Raw genomic sequence first — 24,250 nt, 5'->3', positions numbered from 1 at the left:
GTGGAAAATCCACTACGTAGAACTACGCTCCAGCGGACAGTGCGCCGACCGTAATGCCCATCGTGAGTGCTTGCCCCCAACTCGGGCAGGCACGTACTTGACTGGGAAACAGCAATGCTCGACGCACTTAAACTCAAGACAAAGATCCTCGTCATGCTCGGCAGCGCCTGTGCTGCCGTATTCCTGCTCTTGATCGCCTCGGCGATGGAGCAGCGCAGCACCATGATCGAGGGCCGTAAGGCGACGATTCGCGCCGTCGTGGAATCCGCCCACCATGTATTGGCGTTCTACGCGGCCAAGGAAGCGGAAGGTATGCCGCGAGAGGCTGCGCAAAAGGCGGCGCTGGAAGCGATTGCACTGATCCGCTACGGCGGCGATGACCACAAGACCGAGTACCTCTACGTCTATCAGATGGACGGGGTGAACGTCTATCACGTTCGCAAGGAGTTGATCGGTACAAACGTGGCGCAAACGCTGCGCGATGGTCGCGGGCGCTACCCTGTCCAGGACTTGATTGATGCCCTCAGTGGTCGCGCGGATGCATTCGTCGACTCGATGTTCCCCCGCAAGGCAGGGGCTGAGCCTGTTCCGAAGCTGCAGTACGTGATGCGGTTTGATGGCTGGAACTGGTTCGTCGGAACCGGCGCATGGATGGACGATGTCGAACGGCAGATGCGCGACGAGTTGATTGCCGGCGTCGCGTTGTTCGTCGCTGTCTTATGTGTGGTTGGCGGTATCGGATGGGCGGTCTCACGCAGTGTGCTGCGTCAGATTGGCGGCGAACCGGCGAGTGCCATCCAGGTCATGGCGCGAGCCGCTCAAGGTGATCTCACTGCAAGTGTCGGCAAAGCGGCGAGCGGGAGTGTCCTTGCTTCCTTTGATGTGGCGCGTACCGCGATCCGCGAGGTGCTGGCGCAGATTCGCGGCGAGTCCGCACGTATGCGCGACGGCGCGTCGAACATCGCGGCGGTGTCGGGCGAGGTTGCGGAACTGGCGCAACAGCAGGTGGACGCCACGTCCAGCATGGCCGCCGCAGTCGAAGAGATGACGGTGAGCATCGGGCATATCTCGGATTCGGCTCATGACACGCAGACCTACTCGGCGGAGGCTGCGCGGCTGGCACAGGAAGGCCAGAACCAGGTGGAGCGCGCACGCGAAGGCATCCAGGCGCTATCCGGCACGGTGGCGAACGCGGCGACGCGGATCGAAGTGCTCGCACAACGTGCCGGCCAAATCGGCGGAATCGCGTCGGTGATCAAGGACATTGCAGGGCAGACCAATCTCCTCGCGCTTAACGCAGCGATCGAAGCCGCGCGTGCCGGGGAACAGGGGCGCGGTTTCGCCGTGGTTGCGGATGAGGTGCGCAAGCTCGCCGAACGTACCGCTGCGGCGACCGTTGAAATCGAGACGATGATCCAGTCGATCCAGAGCGAAACCGGTGCGGTGACCGATGTCATGCAGGCCGCGATGCCACAGGCCGACGAAGGCGTGCGGCTGGCGAGTGGTGCCGCTGAGGTGCTGCGTGCGATTCGCGACGGCGCGACCCACACGCTTGAGCGCATCCGTGACGTCGCCGACGCGACCCGTGAGCAGAGCGAGGCCTCGACCAGCATTGCTCAGCGGGTTGAAGAGATTGCGCGGATGATCGAGCAGACCAACGGCCGCATGCAGGACACCGCGGGCACCGCACGGATGCTGTCGGCCATTGCCGACGCGCTGGATGCGCAAGTGGCCTACTTCAAGACCTGACGCGAACTCGCGGTGGCTTCGGCGCTGGCGGCGCGTGGCGGCTAGTCCGTCAGCAACACCGGCCCGCCCTTGGCGAGTGCGCGTTGATAGGCGGGGCGGGCTGCGACTCGCTCCTGGAACGCCTTCAGCTTGGGATAGCGGTTGGCGTTGCCGGTTCGCGCGAGCGCGGCTTCGACCGGGAAACACATCTGAAAGTCCGCAATGCTCAGTTGTTCGCCGGCGAACCAGTGGTTCTTGGCGAGATGCGCTTCCATGAGGTCGAGCCCGGTGCGCAGGTTCGGGTCGACCAGTTTCTTCAACACCTGATCGCAGATCGCGCGCGCGATGGGGCGTACGAAAAAGGGCATCGGCTGCGTCGGGATCTTCATGAACACCAGCTTCATGACCAGCCAGTTCATCAGCGAACCTTCTGCGTAGTGCATCCAGAAGCGGCACTGACGGTGCGCCTCCGAGCCCGGGGCAGGTTGTAGCTCGGCGAGGTCGCCGGTCTGCGCGGGCCCGTAGCACTCAGCCAAGTATTCAAGAATGGCGCCGGATTCGGCGATCGTCAGTTCGCCATCGGTGATGACCGGCGACTTGCCGAGCGGATGCACGGCCTTGAGTGCCGGCGGCGCGAGCCGGGTCTTCGGGTCGCGTTTGTACAGCACAAGTTCGTATGGCAGGCCAAGTTCTTCGAGCAGCCAGAGGATGCGCTGCGAACGCGACATTTCAAGGTGATGTACGGTGATCATGTGCTTGGGCGCTCGCCTTCCGATGGTGTGAGTCGTGGCTACTTCTGATAGCACTGCGGGGTAACGGATCCCGTGGTGCAGGCGCTGTTGCGTGGATCGAGGTGGTAGCCGCGTTCGCTCATACAGGCGGCGATGCTCTGTTCGCGTTCGGCGATATCCGTGGCCGAGCGGCCGGCGTTGTCTTTCTGCACGGCGAACTGGCAGTCCCACAGATCCGCGTCCGGATTGCGCGCGCAAGCGCCGGCCGCCAGCGCGCAGAGGGCGGCGAAGATGCTGACCGGGCGTCGCATCGGTGCGCCAGTCCGTGTGCTCAGCGGCCCATGCGCCGTTCGTAGGCTTGCGAGAAACGATCCGGCAGTTGCGGGTCGTTCTTTGTTTCGCCCTTGCTGTCGAACTGCACTTTCACCGCGCCATCGGGCAGGCGCGTGACGGTCACCGTTACGTCGATCCCGTTCTTCGTGCCGCGGATCAGTCCGCTGTTCGGTTCCGCGTGCATGATCGTCACGCCGGCATCCTGTACGCCGCCCAACGCGGCATTCCAGGCGCGCTCGTACTTCGACGGCGCTGGCGGTGCCGGGTAGCTCACGCATGCGGCCGCGAGGCACAGTGTGGCGAGTATGGCGATCCAGGTGCGAAGGGCGAGGCGCATGGCGGTGCTTCCTGTAGCGAAGAGGTCGCTGCATTCTAGGGCCGCGGGGCAAGGGGCGCGAGCGCTGGATTTGGGTTGGCGCAAGGCGGGCCCACTCGCGCTCGCCAGCAATGCGATTCGCACGGCAGAATCCGGCTGCGGAATGGCCGCGCTGACAGGCAACATCATGAAGATCAGACTCTCCTGCATCCTGCCGCTGGCTATGCTCGCCCTGGCAGCCCCTGCTCATGCGACCGACAGTGCCATCACCGCGTATGGCGCGTTCCGAAGCGGCGGCGATTTCCAGAACGCCACCACCGGCGAGAACTTGAAAGTGGAAAGCTCCGGCACAGGTGCGATCGCGCTGGACTTGCCGTATGACGGCAGCCGGCAGCTGCAGCTCTTCCTGTCGCACCAGCGCTCCCACCTCGATTACACGCAAAGCGCAGCGCCGAAGACCACCGCGACGATGCCGCTGTCTGTCACCTACTTCCATCTTGGCGGCACCTACTTCTTCGAAGGCCCGGTTGGCAGCGGGCCCTATGTGGTCGGCGGTATCGGTGGCACGCTGCTGGCGCTGGACGGCGAGGGCTATGGCAACGAACTGCGGCCCTCGATGAACCTGGGCTTGGGCTACCAGTTCATGCTCGGCAAGCACGCCGCGCTGCGCCTTGAAGGCCGCTTCTATTCCACGCTGATCAACAGCAGTGGCGGCTTGTTTTGCTCAGGTGGCTGCGTGCTGCAGATTCAGGGGGATCTCTTCTCGCAGGGCGAGGGCATGCTCGGGGTGTCGGTGCCGTTCTGATCCGTCGTGAGACACGGGAAGTGGTCGCTGCGCGGGGCGCTGTTCATCGCCTGCCTGGGTTTCGCCAACATCGCGTCACCTGAACGCTACGCCCAGCACGATGGCATCGTGACTGACCCGCGCAGCGGTTTGGCGTGGAGCCAAAGTGACAACGGCACCGAGATTTCCTGGCCCGATGCTGTGAACGAGTGTGCTGCGCGTGGCGATGGATGGCGGCTTCCGTCCATCGACGAACTCGAAGCGTTGTACGACCCTGCCGAGTCCGTCGCGTGCGGCGGAAACTTCTGCCATGCCGCGTCAGTCTTCGCGCTCAGTGGTGGCTGGTTCTGGAGCGGGGAGGGTAGCGGCACGTCGCAGGCTTGGGGCTACAACCTCGACATCGGTCGGCGCGATCTGAGCGCGATCACAGGCAGCAGTTACGGCCGCGCGCTGTGCGTGCGGGGAGGGTGACGGTCGTTCGTGGCCTGCTGGTGTGCAGCGCGCCGTGAAGGCGCCGATTGGTCGGGCGACGATGATCGTCGAACCGCAACAATGCTGAATGTGCACCCCGCAGGCGGCTGCGCGCTGCCGATTCAGGGGGATCTCTTCTCGCAGGGCGAGGGCATGCCCGGGGTGTCGGCCCCGCTCTGAATTGGTATTTCCTGCCCCGAGCGAGGCGCTACGATCACCCGATCCACTCGCTTGGCGGCACGAAGGTCAGCATGTCGAATCCGTTGGCTTGTAGGTAGTCTTTTACTGACTCATGCACGATAACGGCGCTTGTGTTCTCCGCCAGGCGGAACATCAGCGCCCCCTGCGCCTTGCGGTCATCCAGTGCGACGGACTCGAAATCGGTGTCAATCAACCCGTCAGGGCTTGATCCGATAATTCTCGACTTGGCCGCATCGACCGCCGAGACCAGCCCGATCAGGTTGCAAGCGACATAGTCGTCCGTTTCAAACGGGCGGCTGCGGTGTCGGATGATCGTGGGGTAGGCATCGAGGTTACTCACTCCAGCGTCCAGAAGGGCTTTGTGTAGGCGCTTTGTCATGAGCAGGGTGTCAACGTTGCGTAGCTCTTTGAGCTGGATGCCGTAGTCGGCATGAAGACTGACTTCAATCGGTCGCGTCGGCGGATTGAGAAACCGCCGCCCAAGCCGCCATGAATCCTCACCCGTGGGCGGAGCGATCCCCTCGACCAGAGCGGGATCATCCCAATCTTCCGGCGCAATGCACTCAAGCATGTAGTAACTGCTCATCCAGACCTCTCCCGGGTTACTCCGTCGACCATCTGCTACACCTCGCGCGCCTTCTTCACGAGTTTCGAGGTGTAGAAATAGTTGGTCGGTGTCGCGCTGGTTTTCAGGTAGCCGCTCAGGCGTCGCGTTACACCGTTGAGTCGATTAACCAGCGCATATGGCGGCTTGTAGCGAGTGTTATGGCCCTTTTCAACCTTGAACGGACATTTTGGATCCTGAGCTTGAAGGCCATTCATCCGATCCGCAATCTTGTTCAGAATCTCCTGTACGAATTCCGAGTAGGGGTCGATATGGCGGTCGTGAAACAACCCGCCAGAGACTTTCATCGCGGACTTCGCATACTTCGCTTTGCGAATGATCTGGGTATCCCCGCTCCACCATGAAACGCCACGCATGGAGTTGTTGCTTGGTAGCCAGATACCGTTTTCGCCGTTGTTAACGTCGTAACCGATGTCGTTCTCGATCTTGCTCTTGTCTTCAAATATCCAGGACAACAATGTACGTACCTGCTTCAGCGCTTCATTGCCCGGGATAAGGTGGTGCGGGTTCGGCGTGATCTTGTGTGGCGTCGCGATATTCAGTTCGCGTGCGACTGCGTCTTCCAGATACCACTTCTGCGGTCTGGGCGTACTCATGTTGTTTTCAAGTTCGCCTGCGTCATTGCCTATCAGCTTGTCGGCGTCCTCTTCCCAGCTAGCTTCGCCCTTGCTCACGGGCACCGGATTGGGCTTCGCCTTCTCGTTACTGACACAGAACGGGCAGTCGTTCTTGTCGTGCTCGAGCACCATTCCGATCAATACGCCCTCAACGAGTTCAGTCATGTCTCTTCTCCGTTAGCTCGATTGGTGTGACACCCGTGCTAAACGCAGGCAATAGCGCCTGGCGGAAGGCTATCCTGCTGTGGACCCGAAATATAACGCAAGCATTGAGAGCAATTCGTATCGTCGAGGCAAGCAGGTTGGGGGCGGTTGCCTCAGAAAGGCAGCGTCGCCATCAGATACGCGTTGCCGCGATCCGGTAGTTGGCGGTAGAGCGAATCGGCGGGGCCAAGGTAGGTGCGCAGGCCGGCTTCGATGCGCAGGCGGTCGCCCTGCCATGCGAGTGCCGCGCTCAGCACGCTGCCGCCGTCAGCAGGCGTGAGCAGCCAGTCGATCTCCGGTTGCCAGGTGTCACCGCCGTACGCGGCACGTAGCAGCAGGTTGGCGCGCTGCAGGTTAACCTGGCCGAGTGCCTGGGCGTTCCACGCGAGATTGCCGGCGCGGGCGATTTCAGGCGCGTAGGTAAAGCCGCCGATCGCGGCGTTGCGTGCGCGCCAGGCGTCCCACTCGGACTCGGTGGGGGCGGTGCCGTCGTACCAGGCTTCGGCGAGCACCGAGATCTTGTTCTCACCGGTCCATTGCGCGCCGATCAGGGCTTGCCAGAAAGCCCCGCCCACCTCGTCGCGCCACGGCGACGCGGTGGCGAGCGGGATGGCCGAGGGCCAGGTTCCGACCAGGCGCGTCGCGCGCTGGCCCCAGCGGGCTGAACCGTGCACTTCGAGCGAATCGAGCGGCACCGCCGAGAAGCCGGCGCCGAGGCTCGCGCGCTCCTGCGCACCCCAACGGGCGAGCAGATGCAGGTCTGCCATTGACGTCTGTGCGAAGCCGCGCCAGGCGAGCGCCTGCTCGTCGCGCCGCAGGGCTTCGTCACTTTGGCCGGGGTTGGCGAAGACCAGGGTCGAGGCCAGGTGCGAGCTGAAGTGTTCCAGCATCACGACCGGCACGCCTTCAAGCTGCTGGTCGATCAGCGCGCGGCGATTCTCGCGCTGCACCACGTCGAGCGGGCGAAAACCGAAGCCTACGTCCCAGCTCACCACCTTCTTTCCCAGAGTGAAGTGCAGCGGGCCGGCCTCGCCCTCCCAGAACAGCTCGTCGACGCGGCCGTCGCGGTCGACGCCACCCGGGTCGCAGCTTGCCGCCCAGGCCTGCCCGGCAAAGCCCACTTGCCCGACGCGGCCACGCAGCCGCACTTCGCCGGCGCCACAGTCCCGCCCTGCGCCGAGCATGTGCGCGGCGGGCGCGAGCGACGAATCCGGGTTGGCGCTGCGTGCCTCGGCCTGCGCCCGCAGTGTCCAGTCCAGCGTGGTCTCCGGCCAGTCGGCGGCGCTCACGCCACCGCTCAGCAAAGCAGCGGACAAGGCGAACAAGAGCTTCATGGCGTGACCGTGTTGCGCGTCAGGTACATCGGGTTGAACCACGCTTCCGGCGCTTCGTACGCGGTGCGGCTGCGGTAATGCAGCACGGTACGGCGATTGGTGAGGATCTCGTCGTCGATGGTCATGCTGGTCACCTGCGGCTTGCCGGACACCGTGCCGACTTCGAAGCTCGCGCGCTTCGCGAGTTTTTCGGACACGACGAACAGATCGGCCTTCAGCGGTTGCGCGGTCTTCGTGTCGACCCAAAGCTCGATACGCGCGTAGGTCACCGACGCCTGCTTTGCCTTCAGCGTGAGATGGGTGCAGGCGCCGCTGTCGCACTTCTCGGCTTCGGCCTGCGCCGGCGTGTAGTCCTCGGACCACGACAGCGTCGCCACGTCGCCGGCCGCCGCATCGCCGATCAGCTTCTGCGTCGGCGTGATGCGGATCGGGCGCTGGCTGCCGGGCAGGATCATCCAGAAGTCGTCGGCCTTCATCAGCACCTTCTGGCCCTTCTCGGCCGGCGATTGCATCAGCACCAGCGACTCGCGGCCGGGGCGCAGGAAGACGAGGTAGTCGCGTTCCTTCTCCAGCGCGCCGTTCTTCATCACCTCGATGCGGGTTTCCACCTTCATGTTGTCGGCCGACAAGCGCCAGGCATCGGCGCGCTTGAGCAGAGCCTCGGGCGATTCGGCGTATGCCGCGCTGGCGCAAAGGGCCAGTGCGCCCAGTGCCAGACCGCGTTGGATGAAGTTCAGATCAAACATGGCCCAGTGCCTCCACAATCGGTTTCTTCACCGCGATGCGTGCGACCACGGCGGCCGAGATCATCGCCAGCACACTGACGGCTGCGAGCGTGATCAACGCAAGCTCGGGCGAGAAGGTGATGAACAGCGGGTAGCCGACCGAGCGCCCCGGCGGTGGTGGCATCTGCAGGCCGGCGAACATCAGCGCGATGGTGACGCCGCCCGCGACCAGCGCGCCCAGCAAACCCCCCGCTGCACCGAGTGCCGCACCTTCGATCGCGAAGGCCCGTACGAGCTGCCACGGCGAGGTGCCCATTGCCCGCAAGGTGCCGATCTCGCGTGTGCGCTCAACGATTGCCATCGCCATCGCACCGGCCACGACCCCCACTACGATCAGCCCGATAACGAGGCCGAGCCCGCCGAAAATCCGGTCGTACAAGCCGCGCACTGCCTTGTAGAAGAAAGCCTCCTCTTCCCAGGTGCGCATTGCGAGCGGCGCGATCTGCGGCGTGAGCTTGGCGCGCAGGGTGGCGGTCTGTTCCATATCGGCGAGATACACGCCGACGCTGCTGACCTTATCGGTTGCGAGCAGGCCTTGCGCGGTCGCGAGGCTGGTCAGCACGAGACGCTTGTCGATGTCCGGCACGCCGCTGCTGACCACACCGCGTACCTTCACATCCACCGCATTGAGTGCGCCGGCGGTGGTCGAGCCGAGCAACGTCAGTGCGCTGCCGGGGCCAGCTTTGAGGCTCTTCGCGAGATCCGCGCCAATCAGCACATCTGGCCCCTTGGCGGCATCCTCGTTGAGCAGCTTGCCCGCCTTCAGCTGCAGGAAGGGGCCGCGCACCGAGAACTCGGCCTGCGGGTCGACGCCGCTGCCGATCATCACAACCGACTTGTCGCCGTTGCTGATGAGGCCGGAGAAGTGCAGCCGCGGCAGCACGTAGCGCACTTCACGATGTGCCAGCAGGGTGTCGCGCAGTTGATCGAAGTGTTCGATGCCGAACTGCATCGGCGTGTCTTCCTCTCGATCGAAGAAATCCTTCGTGGCGACGATCAGGTGGCCGGTGTCTCGCGCGGCGGCTTGCTGCAAGGATTCATAGGTGTAGAGCGCGAAGCCGCCGCCGACCAGAATCGCCGCGCTGCCGAGCGCGGTGAGGGTGACCGTGGCGAGCGAACGGCGCCGGTTGCGCAGCGTGTTGCGCAGCGCGAAGCGGATCCAGCGGATGAGCGATGTGGTCATTGCAGCACTCCGTCACGCAGCGCGAGCACACGGTCGCAATGCGCGGTGAGGCGGTCGTCATGGGTAGCGATCAGGCAGGCGGTGCCGGCTTCGTGGCACAGCGCGCGGATCACCGCGATCACCTCGTCCGCGGTGTGCGAATCGAGGTTGGCGGTCGGCTCGTCGGCGATCAACAAACGCGGTTGCTTGACCAGCGCGCGTGCAATCGCCACACGTTGGCGCTGGCCGCCGGAAAGTTCGTCGGGCCGGTGCTTGGCGCGGTCGGCCAGTCCGACACGTTCGAGCATCGCGGCGACGCGCTCGCGCGCCTCGCGACGCGCCACACCGTCGAGGAACAGCGGGTATTCGACGTTCTCCGCCACCGTCATTACCGGCACCAGGTTGAAGCTCTGGAACACAAAGCCAATCGCGTTGCGACGCAACTGCGTGCGGCGCGCTTCGTTGAGCTGCGTGGTGGCCGTGCCAGCGAGGGCGTAGTCGCCGGTATCGGCGGTGTCGATCAACCCGGCGATGTGCAGCAGGGTGCTCTTGCCGCTACCGGAGGGGCCGGTGAGCGCGACCATCTCGCCGCTGCTCACGTCGAGGTCCGCTGCATGCAGCGCGGGGACCTGCACTTCACCGAGCCGGTAGGCCTTGCTGACGCCACGCATGGCGACCACTGGGGTGCTGTCGCGCAGGGCGGTGTTCATTGCTTGGCCTGCGCGGTGAGTTTGAGCACGGCATTGCGATAGCGCTCCGGCATCGTCGCGAAGCCCGGCTGGTTCGCCAGTTCATGCGCGAGTTTGGCGCCGGCCTCGGCGCGGTTGAAGAAGCCGGGCAGGCCGAGGAAGGTGCTCGCGGCGGTGACCTTGACCTCGTTGGCAATCGAGACGCCGCCGGCCGGTGCCTGGGCATGTTCGGGTTTGAGCAGGGCGAGTGCGCGGTCAAGGTCGGCGATGCCGGCCTCGGCGAACTTCATCTTCTTCCACGGGAAAGTTGCGTCGCGCCCCTGCATCGATTCGGCGGAGCCGAGATAGGCAAGCAGCAGCGGGTTACCCGGTTCGGCGGCGACGAGCTTGGCGAACTTCTCCGCGGCTTCGGCTGCAGCCCCCGATTCACCGGCGTTGGCGCGCTGGAAGTCTGCCTGTGCGGCCTGCCAGGCGCTGGCGTCGTACGCATGAGCCTGCGGCATGGCGAGGCAGCCGACGAACGTGAAGGCGACGAGAATCGAGCGAAGCGGGGTCTTCATGGCGCATCTCCTGGGGTGTGAGGGAATGGCGCCAGTGTCGTGAGCCGCCGCGCCGCGCGCAGCACGCGAGCGACGAATCGACAGTGAAGGGGGGCGAAATGCGGCTGTGCTGCGCGAGTCGCGGTGTCAGCGCATGCGCTGCGGTGGCGCAAGCGCGACGCGACGTCGCCGTAGGAAACCGCATGCGCCGCGACCTACGGCGAAATGCCGCGTGCGCCTGACCGTGTTGGCCAGCAGGCGGACGCGGTCGCCACCGTGTCCGCCCAGCGGCCCTAGCCGCGCCGCCGGCGCAGCGCCAGCATCCAGAGCCCGGTCAGCAGCATCAGTGCGGCAGTGGGTTCCGGTACGGCGCTGATCTGCACCTTGTCCAGCGCGGTCGTCTCGACGATGCCGTTGATGGTTTCGCCGCGCAGGTAAAGCGCGGAGACCTTGCCCAGTGCAGCGGCGAAGGCGGTGTCCGACACCGCCGGGCCGCCGAGGCCGCCAACGGTCCAGCCCGTGGCACGCAGCGTGACCCGCTCGGTGCTCCAGTCTGCACCCGGGTTGGCCGGCCCACGCCAGACGTAGGACTGGCCGCCCGAGACGATCACGACGTCAGGGTCGTCCCGCCATTGCACCGAGCCCTCCGGCACAGTGACCTTGCGGGCGAAGCCGAGCGTGCCGCCGAGGTAGGCCGAGAGGTCGCCGGTGAAGGCGCTGGATGCGGCGAAGTAGAACGATCCGCTCGACGGGTCGGCGAAATCGATGTAACCGCCGGGCGCGCCGCCGGCGGCGTGCCAGTTCGCCGCGAAAAACGTTGATGGCGTGACGTAGTCGGTGCTGCAACAACCGAAGTCGACGACGCTCCAGCCTTCCGCGCCGGAGTCGAAATGCGCGGCTGGGGCGGCGATTGACAGGATCGGGGCGGCGGCGACCAGCGCGACGAAGGCGCGGCGCATCGCTGTGGCAAGGGGCATGGCTCTCTCCGTTGGTGTTGTGGGCGACAGGACGTCGCGCAACGGAGTATGTCGCCGGCATGGTGCTGACGGCAAGGCGATTCATGTAAATGTCATGTATCCAATTCGGCTAACCGGCTCGCCGCCACGCGCGCACGTAGTCGATCGCGAACTCGGTCGGGTAGTCCGGCGCGGCGTCCGGTCGGTCGTCCGTCGGCGGCAGTTCGTAGAGGTTCAGCATCAACTGCATCGGGTACGCGGGTGACTGCGACGTGCGATGAATCAGCTGGTTGTCGAGATAGAACGCGACGCCTTCCGGAGACCAATCCACGGCGTAGAGGTGGAACTCGGTGGCGTCGATCGGGAATTCGCGCTCGAAGAACTCGTCGCGAATCGTCGGGTCCCCGAAGGGGTGCAGGCCGAAGCCGAGCGTCGCACGCTCGCTGCCCGCATTCCAGCCTTTCAGCTCGAAGGGGCAGATTTCGGCGGAACGTTCCGGCGTGTCTTCGAAGCCGATCATCCAGAAGCCGAATACGTTGCGCAGCCCGCGCCCGCCGCGGCAGCGGATCTCGATGTAGCCGTACTGCGGGCAGAACAGCTGCTGCGGCGTTTGTTCTTCGCGCACCCGGCAATCGGCGGAGAAGCGGTGCTGGCCTTGCGCACTGCCGAGCAGCCCGGCATGCACGCCGGTCTGCAGATTGCTGACCTTCACGCCGCCGTTGAATTCGGGGCACCACGGCTGCTGGTCTGCAGTGATTTGAAGCACCAGCTGGCTGTCTGCGATGCGGTAGTTCGGCCGCGAGCGCGCGCGCGAACTCCATTGCGGCAGGTAGAGCGGTAGCCAATGCGTGGTGTTCAGCGTGGCGGCGTCGAAGTCGTCGTTGAAGACGAGTTCGTAGCCGGGTTTGTCGAGTGGGTTGCGCGGGGTGTCGGCCATGGGGTCAGTCGATGCGTCCGGTATTTCGGGTAAGCCGCAGGCTCGCGAGGGCGAGCAAGGCGACAATCAGGAACAGCAGCACGGAGATCGCCGCAGCGAGTCCGAAGTTGCTGCCCCCGGTGAAGGCCATTCGAAACGCCGCAGAGGCGAGCAGATCGGTCATGCCGATCGGATCGCGCGTATCGAGGTACGAGGGGTCGCCGCCGGTCAGGTAGCTAATGAGTCCGGCGTTGTTGAACGTGCTCGCGAAGCTGGCAACCAGCACCGGCAGGATCGGCCGCGCAATCAGCGGCAGCGTGATGTGCGTGAAGTTCGTCAGTGGCCCCGCACCGGCGAGCGCCGAGGCTTCGTACAGCTCGGCGGGGATCGCGCGGATCAGGCCCAGGCACAGCATCATCATGTAGGGGAAGTAGAGCCATACGCTGACGATCACGACCATCGTGCGGGCGAGCATCGGCGACTGGAACCACTCCGGCCGGATGCCGAACACGGCGTCCAGCACGGCATTCACTTCGCCGGTGTTGGTGAAGAACATCATCTTCACGATCAACACCGCAATCATCATCGGCACCGCGCTGGGCAGGTAGAACAGCAGCTTGTAGGTTTCGCGCCAGCGCAGTTCCTGCCAGCTCAATACCGTCGCGATTGCGAGGCCCGCCGCGAAGGACAACAGTACCGTCAGTGCGCTGTAGGCGAGGGTCCAGCCGAATACCTTCAGGAAAGGCTCGCTCATGCCCTCGTCGGCCAACAGTTTCATGAATTGCGCCGCGCCCACGGAAACGGTGAAACCCGGTGCCACTTTCTCGCCACCGGCGGTTTCGTAGTAGCCGCTAACGTGGTTGGGGCGCAGTACCGTGTGGTCCTGCTGGTTGATCAGCGCGCCGTCGGCACGCCGTATGTACAGCGGTTTGCTGGTGTCGAAGCTGCGCAGCGATGACATCTGCGCCGCGCTGCCGTCGGGCAGTTGCAGCACCAGGGCCTTGAGCACCGCCACGCTGCGCACCAGCGTTGCGGTGTCGGCTTGCGCATCGAGCGGGGCATCGACGACCCGCTTCATGGCCAGCGGTTTGCCGGCCTTGCCCGGCGTGAAGGCCTCGCTGAGGAAAACCTCGCCGGCTTCGCTCTCCAGGCGCGCGCGGTAGCGTTTGCCATCCGGCAGCAGCGCGAACGCGTATCGCTGCGCGCCCTCCGGCATGTACCGCGTCGTCAGCAGGTACTCGGTCGCACGGCTGAAGGTCAGCAAGTTTTGTGATGAATAGTTCGACGTGCTGAGCGACACGGTGTAGCCGATCGGCAGCAGCACGAACAGCAGCGCCGCGAGCAGGCCCGGAAAGAGGAATCGCCATGCACTGCTGCGCGCCTGCAGATACACGAAGCAGCCGGCGCAGACCGTCACCAGCACGACTACGCCAAACAGCCATTGGCCGCTGACGTAGAGCTTCAGCACCACGGCCAGGCCGACGAGCAGCGCCGCGATGCCGATGGCGCGTGGCCCCCAAAGCGCGGCATGCGCCCGCCAACGCGAATGCCTGACCCGTGTGCGTGGGGCCGGTGCGGCGGTGAGTACTGCCTGTGATGCGTTGTTCATCGCATCATCCCTTCACCGAGCCGGCGGTCGATTGATCCATCCAGCGTTGTGCGAAGACGAATACGACCACGCCCGGTAGCGACGCGAGCAGGGCCGCCGCCGCGAATTCATGCAGCGCGACGGCGCTGCCATTGCCGGCACTGCCCGCAGCGATCGTGAAGCGGTTGAGCCCGATCGGCAGCGTCGCGGTGTCCGATCCGGTCAGCAGCGCGGCACTCAGTATCGGCTCGTACATCAAGCTGGTGACCAGCAACAGCACCATCACCACGATCATCGGGCGCGCCAGTGGCAGCGCGATCGCGCGAAACGTTTGCCAATCCGTCGCGCCATCAATGCGCGCGGCCTCTTCGATCTCCAGCGGCAACTGTTCGAAGTAGCCCTTGAAGGCCCATACCATGCCCAAGGTGGCCTGCCCCGTCAGCGCCAATACCAGGCCACCATGCGTGTCGATACCGATGACCGGAAAGGTGTCGCCGATGCGGTCGAAGATGCTCCAGTACGCCACCGCGAGCAAAAAGCCGGGGAAGAAGTGGCTCATGTAGAGCAGCTTGTCGAGCGACGCACGGCCACCGAAGCGCAAGCGTGCAAAGGCGTAGGCGGTGGTCAGCGCGAGTGATGTGGCGATCGCGGTCGTGATTACCGCCACTTTCACCGAGTTCCACATCCACAGCCAGAACTCGACCCGCGCCGCCAAGCGGCCGCCGTACTCATCCAGTTGATCACGCCATCCGAGCACCATCAGCAAATGATCGGCCGTGAACTGCGGCCACCAGTGCTGGCCGTCGGCCGCGCTGGCATGCGCCGTGACGGCTTGCCACAACATGTTCGCGAACGGGTACAGGATCAGGGCCAGCGCGAGCCAGATCCCCACATGCGCCACGCGCCTGCGCCAAACCACTTCCCGCCCGACCACCATGCCCATGAGCACCCGCCCTCAGTTCAGAACCCCGCCGCGGGCTGGCCCCGAGGCGGCGTCATTCTAGTGGCCGCCACGGGGCGCTGCATTGATGGTTTCTGCGTTCGACGGATACGAAGGCGGAATGACGCCAGCACAACCGCGGTAGCTTGCGACGCGGTCGCGTTTGGCGGAGTGCGGTGATGGGCTACCGCTGGCTCAGTGCCCCAGCAGCTTGCCCATCGTCACCAGCGGCATCTCGCTGAATCCGAGCTTGGCGAAAAAACTATGCGCGGGGGCGTCGAGGCCGGTTTGCAGGTTGATCGAGCTGATGCCTTCTTCCAGCAGGTCGGCACACATTGCGTCGATCAGGCGGCGGCCGACGCCTTCGCGCTGTCGGTTGCGGGCGATGCAGAGTTCGCGCAGCGAGAAGAACCAACCGTCGTTCCAGCGCTCGCGTGCGCCGAGCGCGAAGCCCAGCGGCTGATCCTGCTCCCAGATTGCGAAGCCACGCGAATGCGGATTGGCGGCGAGGGCTTCCAGCCGCTCGATGGCGGTGTCGAGCGTCCAGCCGTCTTGCCACGGCGGAGCGTTGAACACCTCGACGAAGATGGCAGCGAGCCGCGGGATGTCGGCAGGCGTGATCGGGCGGGTCTGCATGGTGGCGGCCTGTACCGGCGTGGCCGGCAGTGTTGGGGGGAGCGTCGAGTATCGGCGGCTCAGGCGGATGGTTGCCTGATTCGCATCAATGCTCGGTGCCCTGGATCACCCGCAGGGCACTGACCAGCACACCAACCGCGATACCCAATGTGAGGTTGCCGCAGATTGCTTCGAGTGGGCCGAGGATGCGCCACGGCGCCTGCATCACGATGTCGCCATAGCCGAGCGTCGCGAAGTTCACCGCGGAGTGGTAGACCGCGGTTTCCATGTCGTCGAACTGGTGCAGCGCGCGGAAGATGCCGGCCCAGATCGCGATCTGGATGAAGAAGGTCAGCAGCAACGAGAAGCTCACCGCCGACAGCGTCTTGATCGCACCGCTCAGACGTTTGCGAGCCAGCCAGCGGGTGCCGGGGCCATTGACCATGCGGACAATCAGCACGCCGGCAGCGATCTGGATCGCAAAGTTCGACACGAAGCCGCCGCCGGCGACAAGCAGGAGTTTGAACATGGCGCTTAGCCGAGGAACATCTTGTAGGCGGGGTTGCTGGTTTCGTCGACGTACTCGTAGCCGAGCTTGTCGAGGAAGGCCGAGAACTCCGCGTCGTCCTGTGGCGGTACCTGGATGCCGACCAGTACGCGGCCGTAATCCGCGCCGTGGTTACGGTAGTGGAACAGCGAGATGTTCCAGTCCGAACGCATGTGGTTCAGGAAGGTCATCAGCGCGCCCGGCCGCTCCGGGAAGATGAAGCGCAGCACGCGTTCGTGGTCCGCGGCCGGCGCGTGGCCGCCAACCATGTGGCGCACATGCAGCTTGGCCATCTCGTCGTCGGTCAGATCGAGCGTGTCGAGATCGTGGCGGCGAAGGGTTTCGACGAGCTTCAGGGATTCGGCGCGCGAATGCACCTGCACGCCGACAAACACATGCGCGGTATCGCTGTCGCCGTAGCGGTAGTTGAATTCGGTGATGTTGCGGTTGCCGAGCAGGGTGCAGAACTTGCGGAAGCTACCGGCCTTCTCGGGAATCGTCACTGCCAGCACGGCTTCACGCTGCTCGCCGATCTCGGCGCGCTCGGCGACGAAGCGCAGGCGGTCGAAATTGGTGTTGGCGCCTGATGCCACCGCCACCAGCGTCTTGTCGCGCAGCTTGTGCTGCGCGGCGTAGGCCTTGGCGCCGGCGATCGCGAGCGCGCCGGAGGGTTCCAGGATCGAGCGGGTGTCTTCGAACACATCCTTGATCGCCGCGCAGATCGCGTCGGTGTCGACCAGGATCACCTCGTCGACCAGATCCTTGCAGAGGCGGAAGGTCTCTTCGCCAACCAGCTTCACTGCGGTGCCGTCAGCGAAGAGGCCGACGTGGTCGAGCCGGACCCGCTCACCGGCAGCCAAGGAGCGCGCCATCGCGTCGGCATCATAGGTTTCGACGCCGATGATCTTCGTCTCCGGACGCAGGCGCTTGATGTAGGCCGCTACACCGGCGATCAGCCCACCGCCGCCGATCGCGCAGAACACCGCGTGGATCGGCTTCGGGTGCTGACGCAGGATCTCCATGCCGATCGTGCCCTGGCCGGCGATCACGTCCGGATCGTCGAACGGATGCACGAAGGTCAGCTTCTCCGCTTGCTCCAGCTCTTTTGCGTGGCCGTAGGCTTCGTCGTACGAGGTGCCGTGCAGCACCACCTCACCGCCGCGCGCGCGCACCGCATCGACCTTGATCGCCGGGGTCGTGGCCGGCATCACGATCACGGCGCGGATGCCCATCTTGGCGGCCGACAATGCAACGCCCTGCGCGTGGTTGCCCGCCGAAGCGCAGATCACGCCGCGCTCACGCGCCTTGGCCGAGAGCTTCGCAATCTTGTTGTAGGCGCCGCGAATCTTGAACGAAAACACCGGTTGCATGTCTTCGCGCTTGAGCAGCACACGGTTGTGTGCGCGGGCCGAAATGTTCGGCGCATGCTCCAGCGGCGTTTCGATGGCGACGTCGTAGACGTTGGCGTTCAGGATGCGTTCAAGATAGTCGGTCTGCATGGTGGATTCTGACGATGTGCGCCCGTCGGGGGGTGACGGAACTGGTCAGGGTAGCAGGCGCTGCTGCAGTGCGCAAAGCCCGCGCCGTGGCCGACAGCCTTGCAAACAATGGCCAAATCAGTGGTCATCGGCCGCGGCGCGGCGCCAGGGCTCGCTATACTCGGCAAAGGGCTCGCCAACGCGCGTGGCGTCTGGGTGCGGGCCGGGAGCGTGATGAAGGTGCTGATCGGCAAGCGGTTCTGGGGACTCGTGCTCGCGGCATTGCTGTCGCAGCCGGTGCTCGCCCTCTCGTCGATCGCGTTTCACTACGGCGCCGATGCGCCACTCGATGAACTCAAGGCCTTCGACGTTGCCGTGGTCGATCCGGATCATGGCTTTGACCCGGTCGCCTACCGCGGCGCGGATGGCGCGCGCAGCGGCAGCGAGCTTTTCGCCTATGTCAGCGTCGGTGAAGTGCAGCCCTCGCGTGCGTTCGCGAAAGATATCCCCGCCAGCTGGCAGCTTGGCACCAACACGACCTGGGCTTCGATCCTGATCGATCAGCGCGCCGCGGGCTGGCCGACCTTCTTTGCCGATCGCATCGTTGCGCCGCTGTGGGCAAAGGGCTGGCGGGGCTTCTTCCTCGACACGATGGATTCCTACCAGCTCGGCGGCCCGCAGGCGGACCCGGTTGCCCAGCAGCGCGGCATCGTGAGCCTGATTCACACCCTGCGCAGCCGCTTTCCGGGTATCCGGTTGATCGCCAATCGCGGTTTCGAGCTGTTGCCGCAGATTGCAGGTGATCTGGAGGGCGTGGCGGCGGAGTCGCTGTTCCGCGGCTATGCGCACGACACGCGAAGCTACCGTGAGGTGGCGGAAGCCGACCGCGCCTGGCTGGGCGAGCAGTTGCGCGCGGTTCGCGACCGCTGGAAGCTCGCGGCGATCGCAATCGACTACGTTGCGCCAGCGGATCGCGAACTGGCGCGCGACACCGCGCGGCGAATCCGCGCCGCCGGCTTCATTCCCTGGGTGGCCGACGGTGCGTTGAGCACGCTCGGCATCAGTACGGTCGAAGTGATGCCGCGGCACATCGCGGTGATGATCGACGGGCGTGAGGCGCCCGCCTTGCACTACCGCTCGGCCCATCGTTTCGCCGAGATGCCGCTGAACTACTTTGGTTACGTCGCGGACTACTTCGATGTGAGCAAGCCGTTGCCGGTGCTGGACCGCGCGCGCTACGCCGGCATCGTCAGCTGGTTTGGCGGCCAGCTCGCGCCCGAGCTGCAGGCGCGCTATCGCAAGTGGCTGCTCGATCAGATCGCCGCAGGGTTGCGTATCGCCGTGTTTGAAGCGCCGGGGTTTGCCGCCGATGCGGCCTTTGCTCGCGCGACCGGCCTGCTCCGCTCGCCGCCGCCAGTCGGCCAGCTCACGCTGGAGCGCCGGCATGAGGCGATCGGTTTCGAGATTGAGCCGCCGATGAACCGGCGCCGGTTGGTCGGTGTTCGCATTGACGACAGCGTCGGCGAGCCCTGGGCGCGTCTGCGCGACGAGCAGGGGCACCGCTACGATGCGGTGGCGATCACGCGCTGGGGTGGGTTTGCGCTGGGTAGCTATGCGGTGGTCGAGATTTCGACCTCGCTGGAAGCTTCGCGCTGGGTCGTCGATCCCTTCCGCTTTCTCAAGGCCGCGCTCGCGCTGCCCGATCTGCCGATGCCGGAAACCAGCAGCGACGCGGGCCGGCGCATGCTGTTCGCGCATGTCGACGGCGACGGCTTTCCGTCGCGCGCAGAGTTCGCCGGCAGCCCCTACGCTGCACAGGTGATGCTCGACGAACTCGTGACCCGCTACCCGATACCGCACGCGCTGAGCGTGATCGAGGCCGAGGTTGCGCCGGACGGGCTTTACCCGAAGGAGAGCGCAGCGCTGGAGGCCATCGCGCGGCGCGGCTTCGCGCTGCCGAACGTCGAAATCGCGACCCACACCTACAGCCACCCGTTCAAGTGGCGCAAGGTGGAAGCGGGCGATGCAAGCACCGATGACGACGCGGACTATCACCTGGAGGTGCCGGGCTATACCCCTTCGCTCGCACGCGAGATCACCGCGTCGGCCGAGTACATCCGCAAGCGCCTCGCGCCGCCAGGCAAGCCCGTCGGCATCCTGCTGTGGTCGGGTGACGCGGTGCCCAGCGTTGCGGCGCTCGACGAGGCAGCGTCGGCAGGCCTGTTGAACATGAATGGCGGTAGCACGCGTGTTACTGCCGCAAACCCGACGATGACCGAGGTCTCAGCGCTCGGTGTGCGGCTCGCAGGGCGCTTTCAGGTTTACGCGCCGGTGATGAACGAGAACGTCTACACCAACCTTTGGCGTGGTCCGTTCTACGGTTTTCGCCGCGTCGTCGAAACCTTCCGCATGACCGGCGAGCCTCGCCGGATCAAGCCGATCGACATTTACTACCACACCTATGCAGCGAGCAAGCCGGCCTCGCTGCGTTCCTTGCGCGAGGCCTACGACTGGGCGATGACGCAGACGACACGGCCGGTGTTTCCATCCGAATTCATCCGAATCGCGACGGACTTCAACCGCGTTGCGCTGGCACGCGATGTCACCGATGGCAGCTACCTGTTGCGTGGGCTTGGGGTGCTGCGGTCGCTGCGCGCGCCGGCGACGCTTGGTGAGCCGAACCTGGCCGTCAGCAAAGGGCTTGCAGGTTGGGCTGAGGGCCCGGACGGGCGCTACCTGATCCTCGCCGATAGCCAGGCGCACATTACCTTCGGTGGCGGGCACAACGGCCCGCGCCTGGCCGGTGCGAATGGCGGCGTCAGCGCGCTCGAAACGACGCCCGCCAGCGTGCGCTTTGCGCTGCACGGCCATGGCCCGCTCGAGTTCGACCTCGCCGGCGCCGAGGCGTGTCGCGTCAGCACGGCGCGGCGCACCCTGACCCCGCGCCAGGTTGGCACCTACCAACGCTTCCACCTCGACGATGCTGCGGCAACGATCGACCTTAGCTGTCGCGCGCCATAAGCGCCCGCACCTGCTGCCGCGCGGCGTACTGCCGCTGTTCGTGCTGCTGGTACTGGTCGCGCTGACGCTGATGTATCCCTACTCCGCGCTGCTCGACCGCATCCTGCGCGATACCCGCGGTGACGAGCTCACGGTCAGCTACCTCAACGCGATGCTGCGCACGGACCCCGCCAATCCCGAGTTGCGCCTGCGGCTTGCGCGGCAATGGCTCAGCCGCAACGATTTTGCCGCTGCCCGCCGGGTGCTGATGCCGTTGCTGGCAGACGACGTGCCGCGGCGCATTGAGGCACGCATGCTGCTGTGGGAAGTGGCCGAGCAGGAGTGGCGCCGGCTTGCGACGGACGACACCCGGCGCGATGCGGTGCGACGCGCACTGCTGCAGGAACTGCATGAGCTCGCACGCCTGCCAGTGACCGAAATGGATCGTTTCGAGCTGGCCCGCCGTGCGCTGGAGTTGGGCGACCGCGCCCTGGCGCTGACGATCTACCGCAACAGCGCAAGCGGCGCGTTGCCGGCGGCGTGGTTCGCCGAGCTGTCGCGCAGCTACCTCGCTGCGGGCGAATACGAAGCCGCGGCCGAAGTGCTGATGGTCGCGCGCCGGCGTGAAGCGCGGCCGCTGGCGGCGCGGCAGCTCTATTTCGATGCGGTCGACGTGATGCGTCAGAGTGGCCGCACGGCCGATGCGCTGGCGCTGGCGGAGCGCGAGTTGCGCGGTCTCGCCAGCGACCCGGAAGTGCTCGAATACCTCACGCGGCTGGCGCTCGCGGCCGGGCGGCCCGATATCGCGTCGAAGTACGCGCGGCAGATGCTGCGGCTCTCGCTGTTGCAGCAGATCGAGCGCGAGGAGTGGGCTCGCCTATGGGGCGATGTGGCGTTGCGCCGCGTTGTCGACGATGGCGAAACGCCCGGGAATGACGGCGCGAAAGGCGAACCGCGTCTGCCCTTCGACGACCGTCGTTACACCCTTGGCTACGAAGTCTTCCTCGCGAATCGCGAACTCGACGAAGCGTGGCGCGTCGCGGCGTCGGCGGTGCGGCAGGCGCCGGGCAACGCGGCGTGGCGGCTGCGTTTGGCGCAAGTGTCTGAATGGTCTGGCCGCCCACAGGAGGCGCTGCGCCACTGGCGCTGGCTTGCCGAACACGGCATGCAGGGCGAAGCTACCGATGCGCTGCTGCGCCTCGCCCCCGGCCTGTTCGACGACGAGGCGTTGATCATCGGCTTGCGTCAGCGCGTTGCGGAGCGGCCGGGCGACGACCGCGTGCTGGGCGCCCTGGTGGATGCCTACGAACGCATCGGCGATCCGGAAGCCGCCATCGCCTATCTGCGCGAGATCGCGCGCCGCCGTCCTGAGCGAGCCGTGCTGCAGGCACTGGCCGACATTGCCGAGCGCGCGGCCGATCTCCCGCTCGCAATCGCAACCCTGCGCGAGATGGATGCGCGATTCGGCGCCGACGTGGGGCGCGCCTTCAAACGCTCGGGTTTTCATCTGCTGCGCGGCGAGTTGCGCTTTGCCTATGAGGCGCTCGACTTTGCACGCGATCAGGCGCTGCCGAGCGATGTGACCTACTGGCGCCGCCTTGGCAATATCGCGCAGATGCTGCAGCGCGACGACACCGCCGAAGCAGCCTATGCCCGCCTGATCAACGGCGGCACCGCGTCGGCCAACGATTACGACGTGCTGATCGATCTGCTGGCGGCCGAAGAGCCGGCACGCGCGGCTGATCTTGCGGTGCAGGCGTGGCGCCACTTTCCTGCGCCCGATCGATTGCTGAGGGCGCTTGATCTCTACGCCGCGGCCGGTGCCTGGAGCAGCTTCGGGCGCCTGCTCGGCGAACTGGACGCCGCGGCGCTGGCCAGCGCGCAGGCCGATCCGCGCTTCCTGCGCCTGCGCGCGCGCTATTTGCGCGAAACAGGCAAGGGCGCTGCGGCGCTGGCCGATCTGCGCCAGTTGCTGGTGCTCACGCCGCAAGATGCCGAAGCCCGAGAGGCCTACCTGTGGCAGTTGATCGACCGGCGCGATACGACCACGCTGCGGCGCGTGCTGGCGCGGAACGAGACGGTGTGGGCGCGCGATCCGGCCTTGCACGACGTGTTGGCCGCAGCATGGATGGCCTTGTCCTTGCCGCGCGTGGCGCTCGACCGCTATCTCTCGCCGCGGGTGGTCGCGCATCGCGGCGACTTCCTGTGGATGATGAATCTCGCCGATGCCTACGAACAGGACCAGCAGACCGATCGTGCGTGGCGGCTGCGTGCGGCGGCGTGGCGCAACCGGCAGACAAGTTCGGAGAATGCAGAGGCGGTGCCAGATGCGGCGCGCCGCGTCGCCTGGGTGCGTCTCGCCAATGTGCTGCGCCCGGGCGATCCGGCACTTGCGGCGCTGCGCAGCTTGCTGCGGCTCGACCGCGACGCGGGCGCACCGCTCGACGCAGCCAGTCGCGAACTGGTGCTGGCCTGGTACCAGGATCAGGCCCTGCCCGAAGCGGTGCGCGGCTACCTGTGGTCGGCCTATGCGCGGCACGAGCAGTTGCCGCTGTGGGCGGACATGGCCGCCGCGATCAACGAAGGCGACATGACGCGCGCAGCCGCGCTGCAGGACCGCTGGGGTGGCGCTGCGGCACGCTACGATCAGATCACTGTCGCGCGCAATCGCGGTGACGATGCACTCGCGGCGACGGTAGCCTTTGAGGCGCAGAGCCTGCAGCGCGACGATGAGGCCTTGCAGCTGCAGTTGGCTGAAGTACTGCCGACACAGGCCAGCCGGGTCGACGCCGACATCAGCGCAGCGGACTATGGCCGGTTCGGTGAGGGCGGCAACTGGCGCGAGCAGCAGGCTACGCTTGCGGTGGCGACGCAGCTGACGCCGGCCTTGCGCATCAGCGCCTCGATCGGGGAGACGCTGCGCAGCGTGCCGGACGCTGGCTTCGCGGTGCCCGATACCCGCGTGGGCACCCTCGGGCTTGCCTGGCGTACGGATGACGGAAGCCTGCGGTTCGAGGCCGGCAGCCATGCCGCCGCCGAGCGCTGGACCGGGCTGCGAGCGGAGCAGAACGTTCGAGTCTTCGCCAATGCCGACGTGGGCTGGAAGCTTGCATGGCGCGATCCGGCAACCGAAACGCTGGCGCTGCGCGCCTTGGGCTGGCGTGACCTGGCGGCGGTCGAGGCGGGATGGGCCATCGATGCGCGCGATCGGGTATCGGTGCAGTTCGAGTGGTCGCGCTACGCGACTCAGGCGGCGCAGACCCTGGGCTATGGCCGGTTGCTGTCGCTCAACTACAGCCATGCGTTCCGCCAGCAGTCGCGTGATCTCTACGGCGAGGCCTTCGTGAGCCGTTACCGGACGAGCAGCTCCGATGTGCCGCCAAGCGGGCCTGCGGCCGAGGTGCCGATCGCCTCGCTGTTACCGCAGGGCTATGATCTGGTGGGCTTGCGCTTGCGCAGCGACACGAAATTCGCGACCGACTACAGTCGCAGCTGGCGGCCATACGGCAGCCTTGGCATGACCTGGAACAGTACTGCGGGGCTCGGTTTTGATGCCTCGGCCGGGCTGGCGGGCAGTGTCTTCGGTGCTGACCACGCTGCGATCGACTTCCGGCGCGAGCAGGGGCAGACCGCGAGCATCTCCTCGACCACGGTGTTCGGCATGCGTTACTGGATTGATTTCTGATGGGGG

At 65.7% G+C, this 24,250-nt stretch carries 21 protein-coding genes and 2 pseudogenes; 5 read left to right on the top strand and 18 right to left on the bottom strand.

Features of this window, described 5'->3' with window-relative positions:
• Window positions 1-114 precede the first annotated feature (114 nt).
• The gene (locus JY500_RS20085; RefSeq protein WP_206254352.1) at window positions 115-1,749 is read left to right on the top strand and encodes a methyl-accepting chemotaxis protein; all 1,635 of its coding nucleotides are present in this window, start codon (window positions 115-117) and stop codon (window positions 1,747-1,749) included.
• A 41-nt stretch (window positions 1,750-1,790) separates the two neighbouring features.
• Here the strand turns inward: JY500_RS20085 and JY500_RS22470 are convergent, their stop codons facing one another.
• From JY500_RS22470 to JY500_RS20070, 4 genes and pseudogenes are all read right to left on the bottom strand, one after another.
• On the bottom strand, window positions 1,791-2,096 hold the full coding sequence (locus tag JY500_RS22470) for a glutathione binding-like protein (protein WP_425493212.1): 306 nt from the start codon (window positions 2,094-2,096) through the stop codon (window positions 1,791-1,793).
• Between the two features lie 162 nt (window positions 2,097-2,258).
• Window positions 2,259-2,480 (bottom strand): annotated as a pseudogene (locus JY500_RS22465) (glutathione S-transferase N-terminal domain-containing protein); the annotation flags it as partial.
• Window positions 2,481-2,518: 38 nt separating this feature from the next.
• Window positions 2,519-2,770 carry a hypothetical protein gene (locus JY500_RS20075; protein WP_206254350.1) on the bottom strand — a complete coding sequence of 84 codons (252 nt, stop codon included), beginning with the start codon at window positions 2,768-2,770 and terminating at the stop codon, window positions 2,519-2,521.
• A gap of 20 nt (window positions 2,771-2,790) precedes the next feature.
• Window positions 2,791-3,129: a hypothetical protein gene (locus tag JY500_RS20070; protein WP_172202501.1), complete on the bottom strand. Its 339-nt coding sequence runs from the start codon at window positions 3,127-3,129 to the stop codon at window positions 2,791-2,793.
• A gap of 166 nt (window positions 3,130-3,295) precedes the next feature.
• Here JY500_RS20070 and JY500_RS20065 point away from each other — a divergent pair, with 166 nt between their 5' ends.
• Both JY500_RS20065 and JY500_RS20060 read left to right on the top strand, forming a co-directional pair.
• The gene (locus JY500_RS20065) at window positions 3,296-3,913 is read left to right on the top strand and encodes an outer membrane beta-barrel protein (protein ID WP_206254349.1); all 618 of its coding nucleotides are present in this window, start codon (window positions 3,296-3,298) and stop codon (window positions 3,911-3,913) included.
• 6 nt (window positions 3,914-3,919) lie between these two features.
• Window positions 3,920-4,363 carry an Lcl C-terminal domain-containing protein gene (locus JY500_RS20060; protein ID WP_206254348.1) on the top strand — a complete coding sequence of 148 codons (444 nt, stop codon included), beginning with the start codon at window positions 3,920-3,922 and terminating at the stop codon, window positions 4,361-4,363.
• A gap of 214 nt (window positions 4,364-4,577) precedes the next feature.
• Here JY500_RS20060 and JY500_RS20055 read toward each other — a convergent pair whose 3' ends face one another.
• The 14 genes and pseudogenes from JY500_RS20055 to ilvA all read right to left on the bottom strand — a co-directional run.
• Window positions 4,578-5,150 carry an imm11 family protein gene (locus JY500_RS20055; RefSeq protein WP_206254347.1) on the bottom strand — a complete coding sequence of 191 codons (573 nt, stop codon included), beginning with the start codon at window positions 5,148-5,150 and terminating at the stop codon, window positions 4,578-4,580.
• 35 nt (window positions 5,151-5,185) lie between these two features.
• Entirely contained in the window at window positions 5,186-5,971 is a 786-nt protein-coding gene (locus JY500_RS20050) for an AHH domain-containing protein (RefSeq protein WP_206254346.1), read from the bottom strand.
• 152 nt (window positions 5,972-6,123) lie between these two features.
• Window positions 6,124-7,344, bottom strand: coding sequence for a hypothetical protein (locus tag JY500_RS20045; protein WP_206254345.1), 1,221 nt, complete (start codon window positions 7,342-7,344; stop codon window positions 6,124-6,126).
• On the bottom strand, window positions 7,341-8,090 hold the full coding sequence (locus JY500_RS20040; RefSeq protein WP_206254344.1) for an outer membrane lipoprotein-sorting protein: 750 nt from the start codon (window positions 8,088-8,090) through the stop codon (window positions 7,341-7,343). Before JY500_RS20040 ends, JY500_RS20045 begins: the two co-directional genes overlap by 4 nt.
• Window positions 8,083-9,312, bottom strand: coding sequence for an ABC transporter permease (locus JY500_RS20035; protein ID WP_216661883.1), 1,230 nt, complete (start codon window positions 9,310-9,312; stop codon window positions 8,083-8,085). Before JY500_RS20035 ends, JY500_RS20040 begins: the two co-directional genes overlap by 8 nt.
• Window positions 9,309-10,001, bottom strand: coding sequence for an ABC transporter ATP-binding protein (locus tag JY500_RS20030; protein ID WP_172202507.1), 693 nt, complete (start codon window positions 9,999-10,001; stop codon window positions 9,309-9,311). Before JY500_RS20030 ends, JY500_RS20035 begins: the two co-directional genes overlap by 4 nt.
• Window positions 9,998-10,540 carry a hypothetical protein gene (locus JY500_RS20025; protein ID WP_172202508.1) on the bottom strand — a complete coding sequence of 181 codons (543 nt, stop codon included), beginning with the start codon at window positions 10,538-10,540 and terminating at the stop codon, window positions 9,998-10,000. The genes JY500_RS20030 and JY500_RS20025 overlap by 4 nt, the downstream gene beginning before the upstream one ends.
• Before the next feature lie 272 nt (window positions 10,541-10,812).
• Entirely contained in the window at window positions 10,813-11,496 is a 684-nt protein-coding gene (locus tag JY500_RS20020) for a laminin B domain-containing protein (RefSeq protein ID WP_206256552.1), read from the bottom strand.
• A 109-nt stretch (window positions 11,497-11,605) separates the two neighbouring features.
• Window positions 11,606-12,412 carry a glycoside hydrolase family 16 protein gene (locus tag JY500_RS20015; protein WP_206254343.1) on the bottom strand — a complete coding sequence of 269 codons (807 nt, stop codon included), beginning with the start codon at window positions 12,410-12,412 and terminating at the stop codon, window positions 11,606-11,608.
• Between the two features lie 4 nt (window positions 12,413-12,416).
• Window positions 12,417-14,000 carry a maltose ABC transporter permease MalF gene (gene malF, locus JY500_RS20010; RefSeq protein WP_206254342.1) on the bottom strand — a complete coding sequence of 528 codons (1,584 nt, stop codon included), beginning with the start codon at window positions 13,998-14,000 and terminating at the stop codon, window positions 12,417-12,419.
• A gap of 4 nt (window positions 14,001-14,004) precedes the next feature.
• Window positions 14,005-14,922 carry an ABC transporter permease subunit gene (locus tag JY500_RS20005; protein WP_206254341.1) on the bottom strand — a complete coding sequence of 306 codons (918 nt, stop codon included), beginning with the start codon at window positions 14,920-14,922 and terminating at the stop codon, window positions 14,005-14,007.
• 192 nt (window positions 14,923-15,114) lie between these two features.
• The gene (locus JY500_RS20000; RefSeq protein WP_206254340.1) at window positions 15,115-15,555 is read right to left on the bottom strand and encodes a GNAT family N-acetyltransferase; all 441 of its coding nucleotides are present in this window, start codon (window positions 15,553-15,555) and stop codon (window positions 15,115-15,117) included.
• Between the two features lie 85 nt (window positions 15,556-15,640).
• Window positions 15,641-16,063 carry an ion channel gene (locus JY500_RS19995; protein WP_172202514.1) on the bottom strand — a complete coding sequence of 141 codons (423 nt, stop codon included), beginning with the start codon at window positions 16,061-16,063 and terminating at the stop codon, window positions 15,641-15,643.
• Window positions 16,064-16,068: 5 nt separating this feature from the next.
• Window positions 16,069-17,583, bottom strand: a pseudogene (gene ilvA, locus JY500_RS19990) (threonine ammonia-lyase, biosynthetic); the annotation flags it as partial.
• A 105-nt stretch (window positions 17,584-17,688) separates the two neighbouring features.
• Here ilvA and JY500_RS19985 point away from each other — a divergent pair.
• Both JY500_RS19985 and JY500_RS19980 read left to right on the top strand, forming a co-directional pair.
• A complete protein-coding gene (locus JY500_RS19985) occupies window positions 17,689-20,580 on the top strand; it encodes a bifunctional glycoside hydrolase/polysaccharide deacetylase family protein (protein WP_172202516.1) in 2,892 nt (963 codons plus the stop codon).
• Entirely contained in the window at window positions 20,540-24,244 is a 3,705-nt protein-coding gene (locus JY500_RS19980; RefSeq protein ID WP_206254339.1) for a tetratricopeptide repeat protein, read from the top strand. The genes JY500_RS19985 and JY500_RS19980 overlap by 41 nt, the downstream gene beginning before the upstream one ends.
• Window positions 24,245-24,250: the final 6 nt, after the last annotated feature.

Source organism: Niveibacterium microcysteis (genome assembly GCF_017161445.1).
In the GTDB taxonomy this organism is placed as follows: Bacteria; Pseudomonadota; Gammaproteobacteria; order Burkholderiales; family Rhodocyclaceae; genus Niveibacterium; species Niveibacterium microcysteis.
Note: the sequence above shows the minus strand (reverse complement) of the source record. Positions and strands in the feature narration are given on the sequence as shown.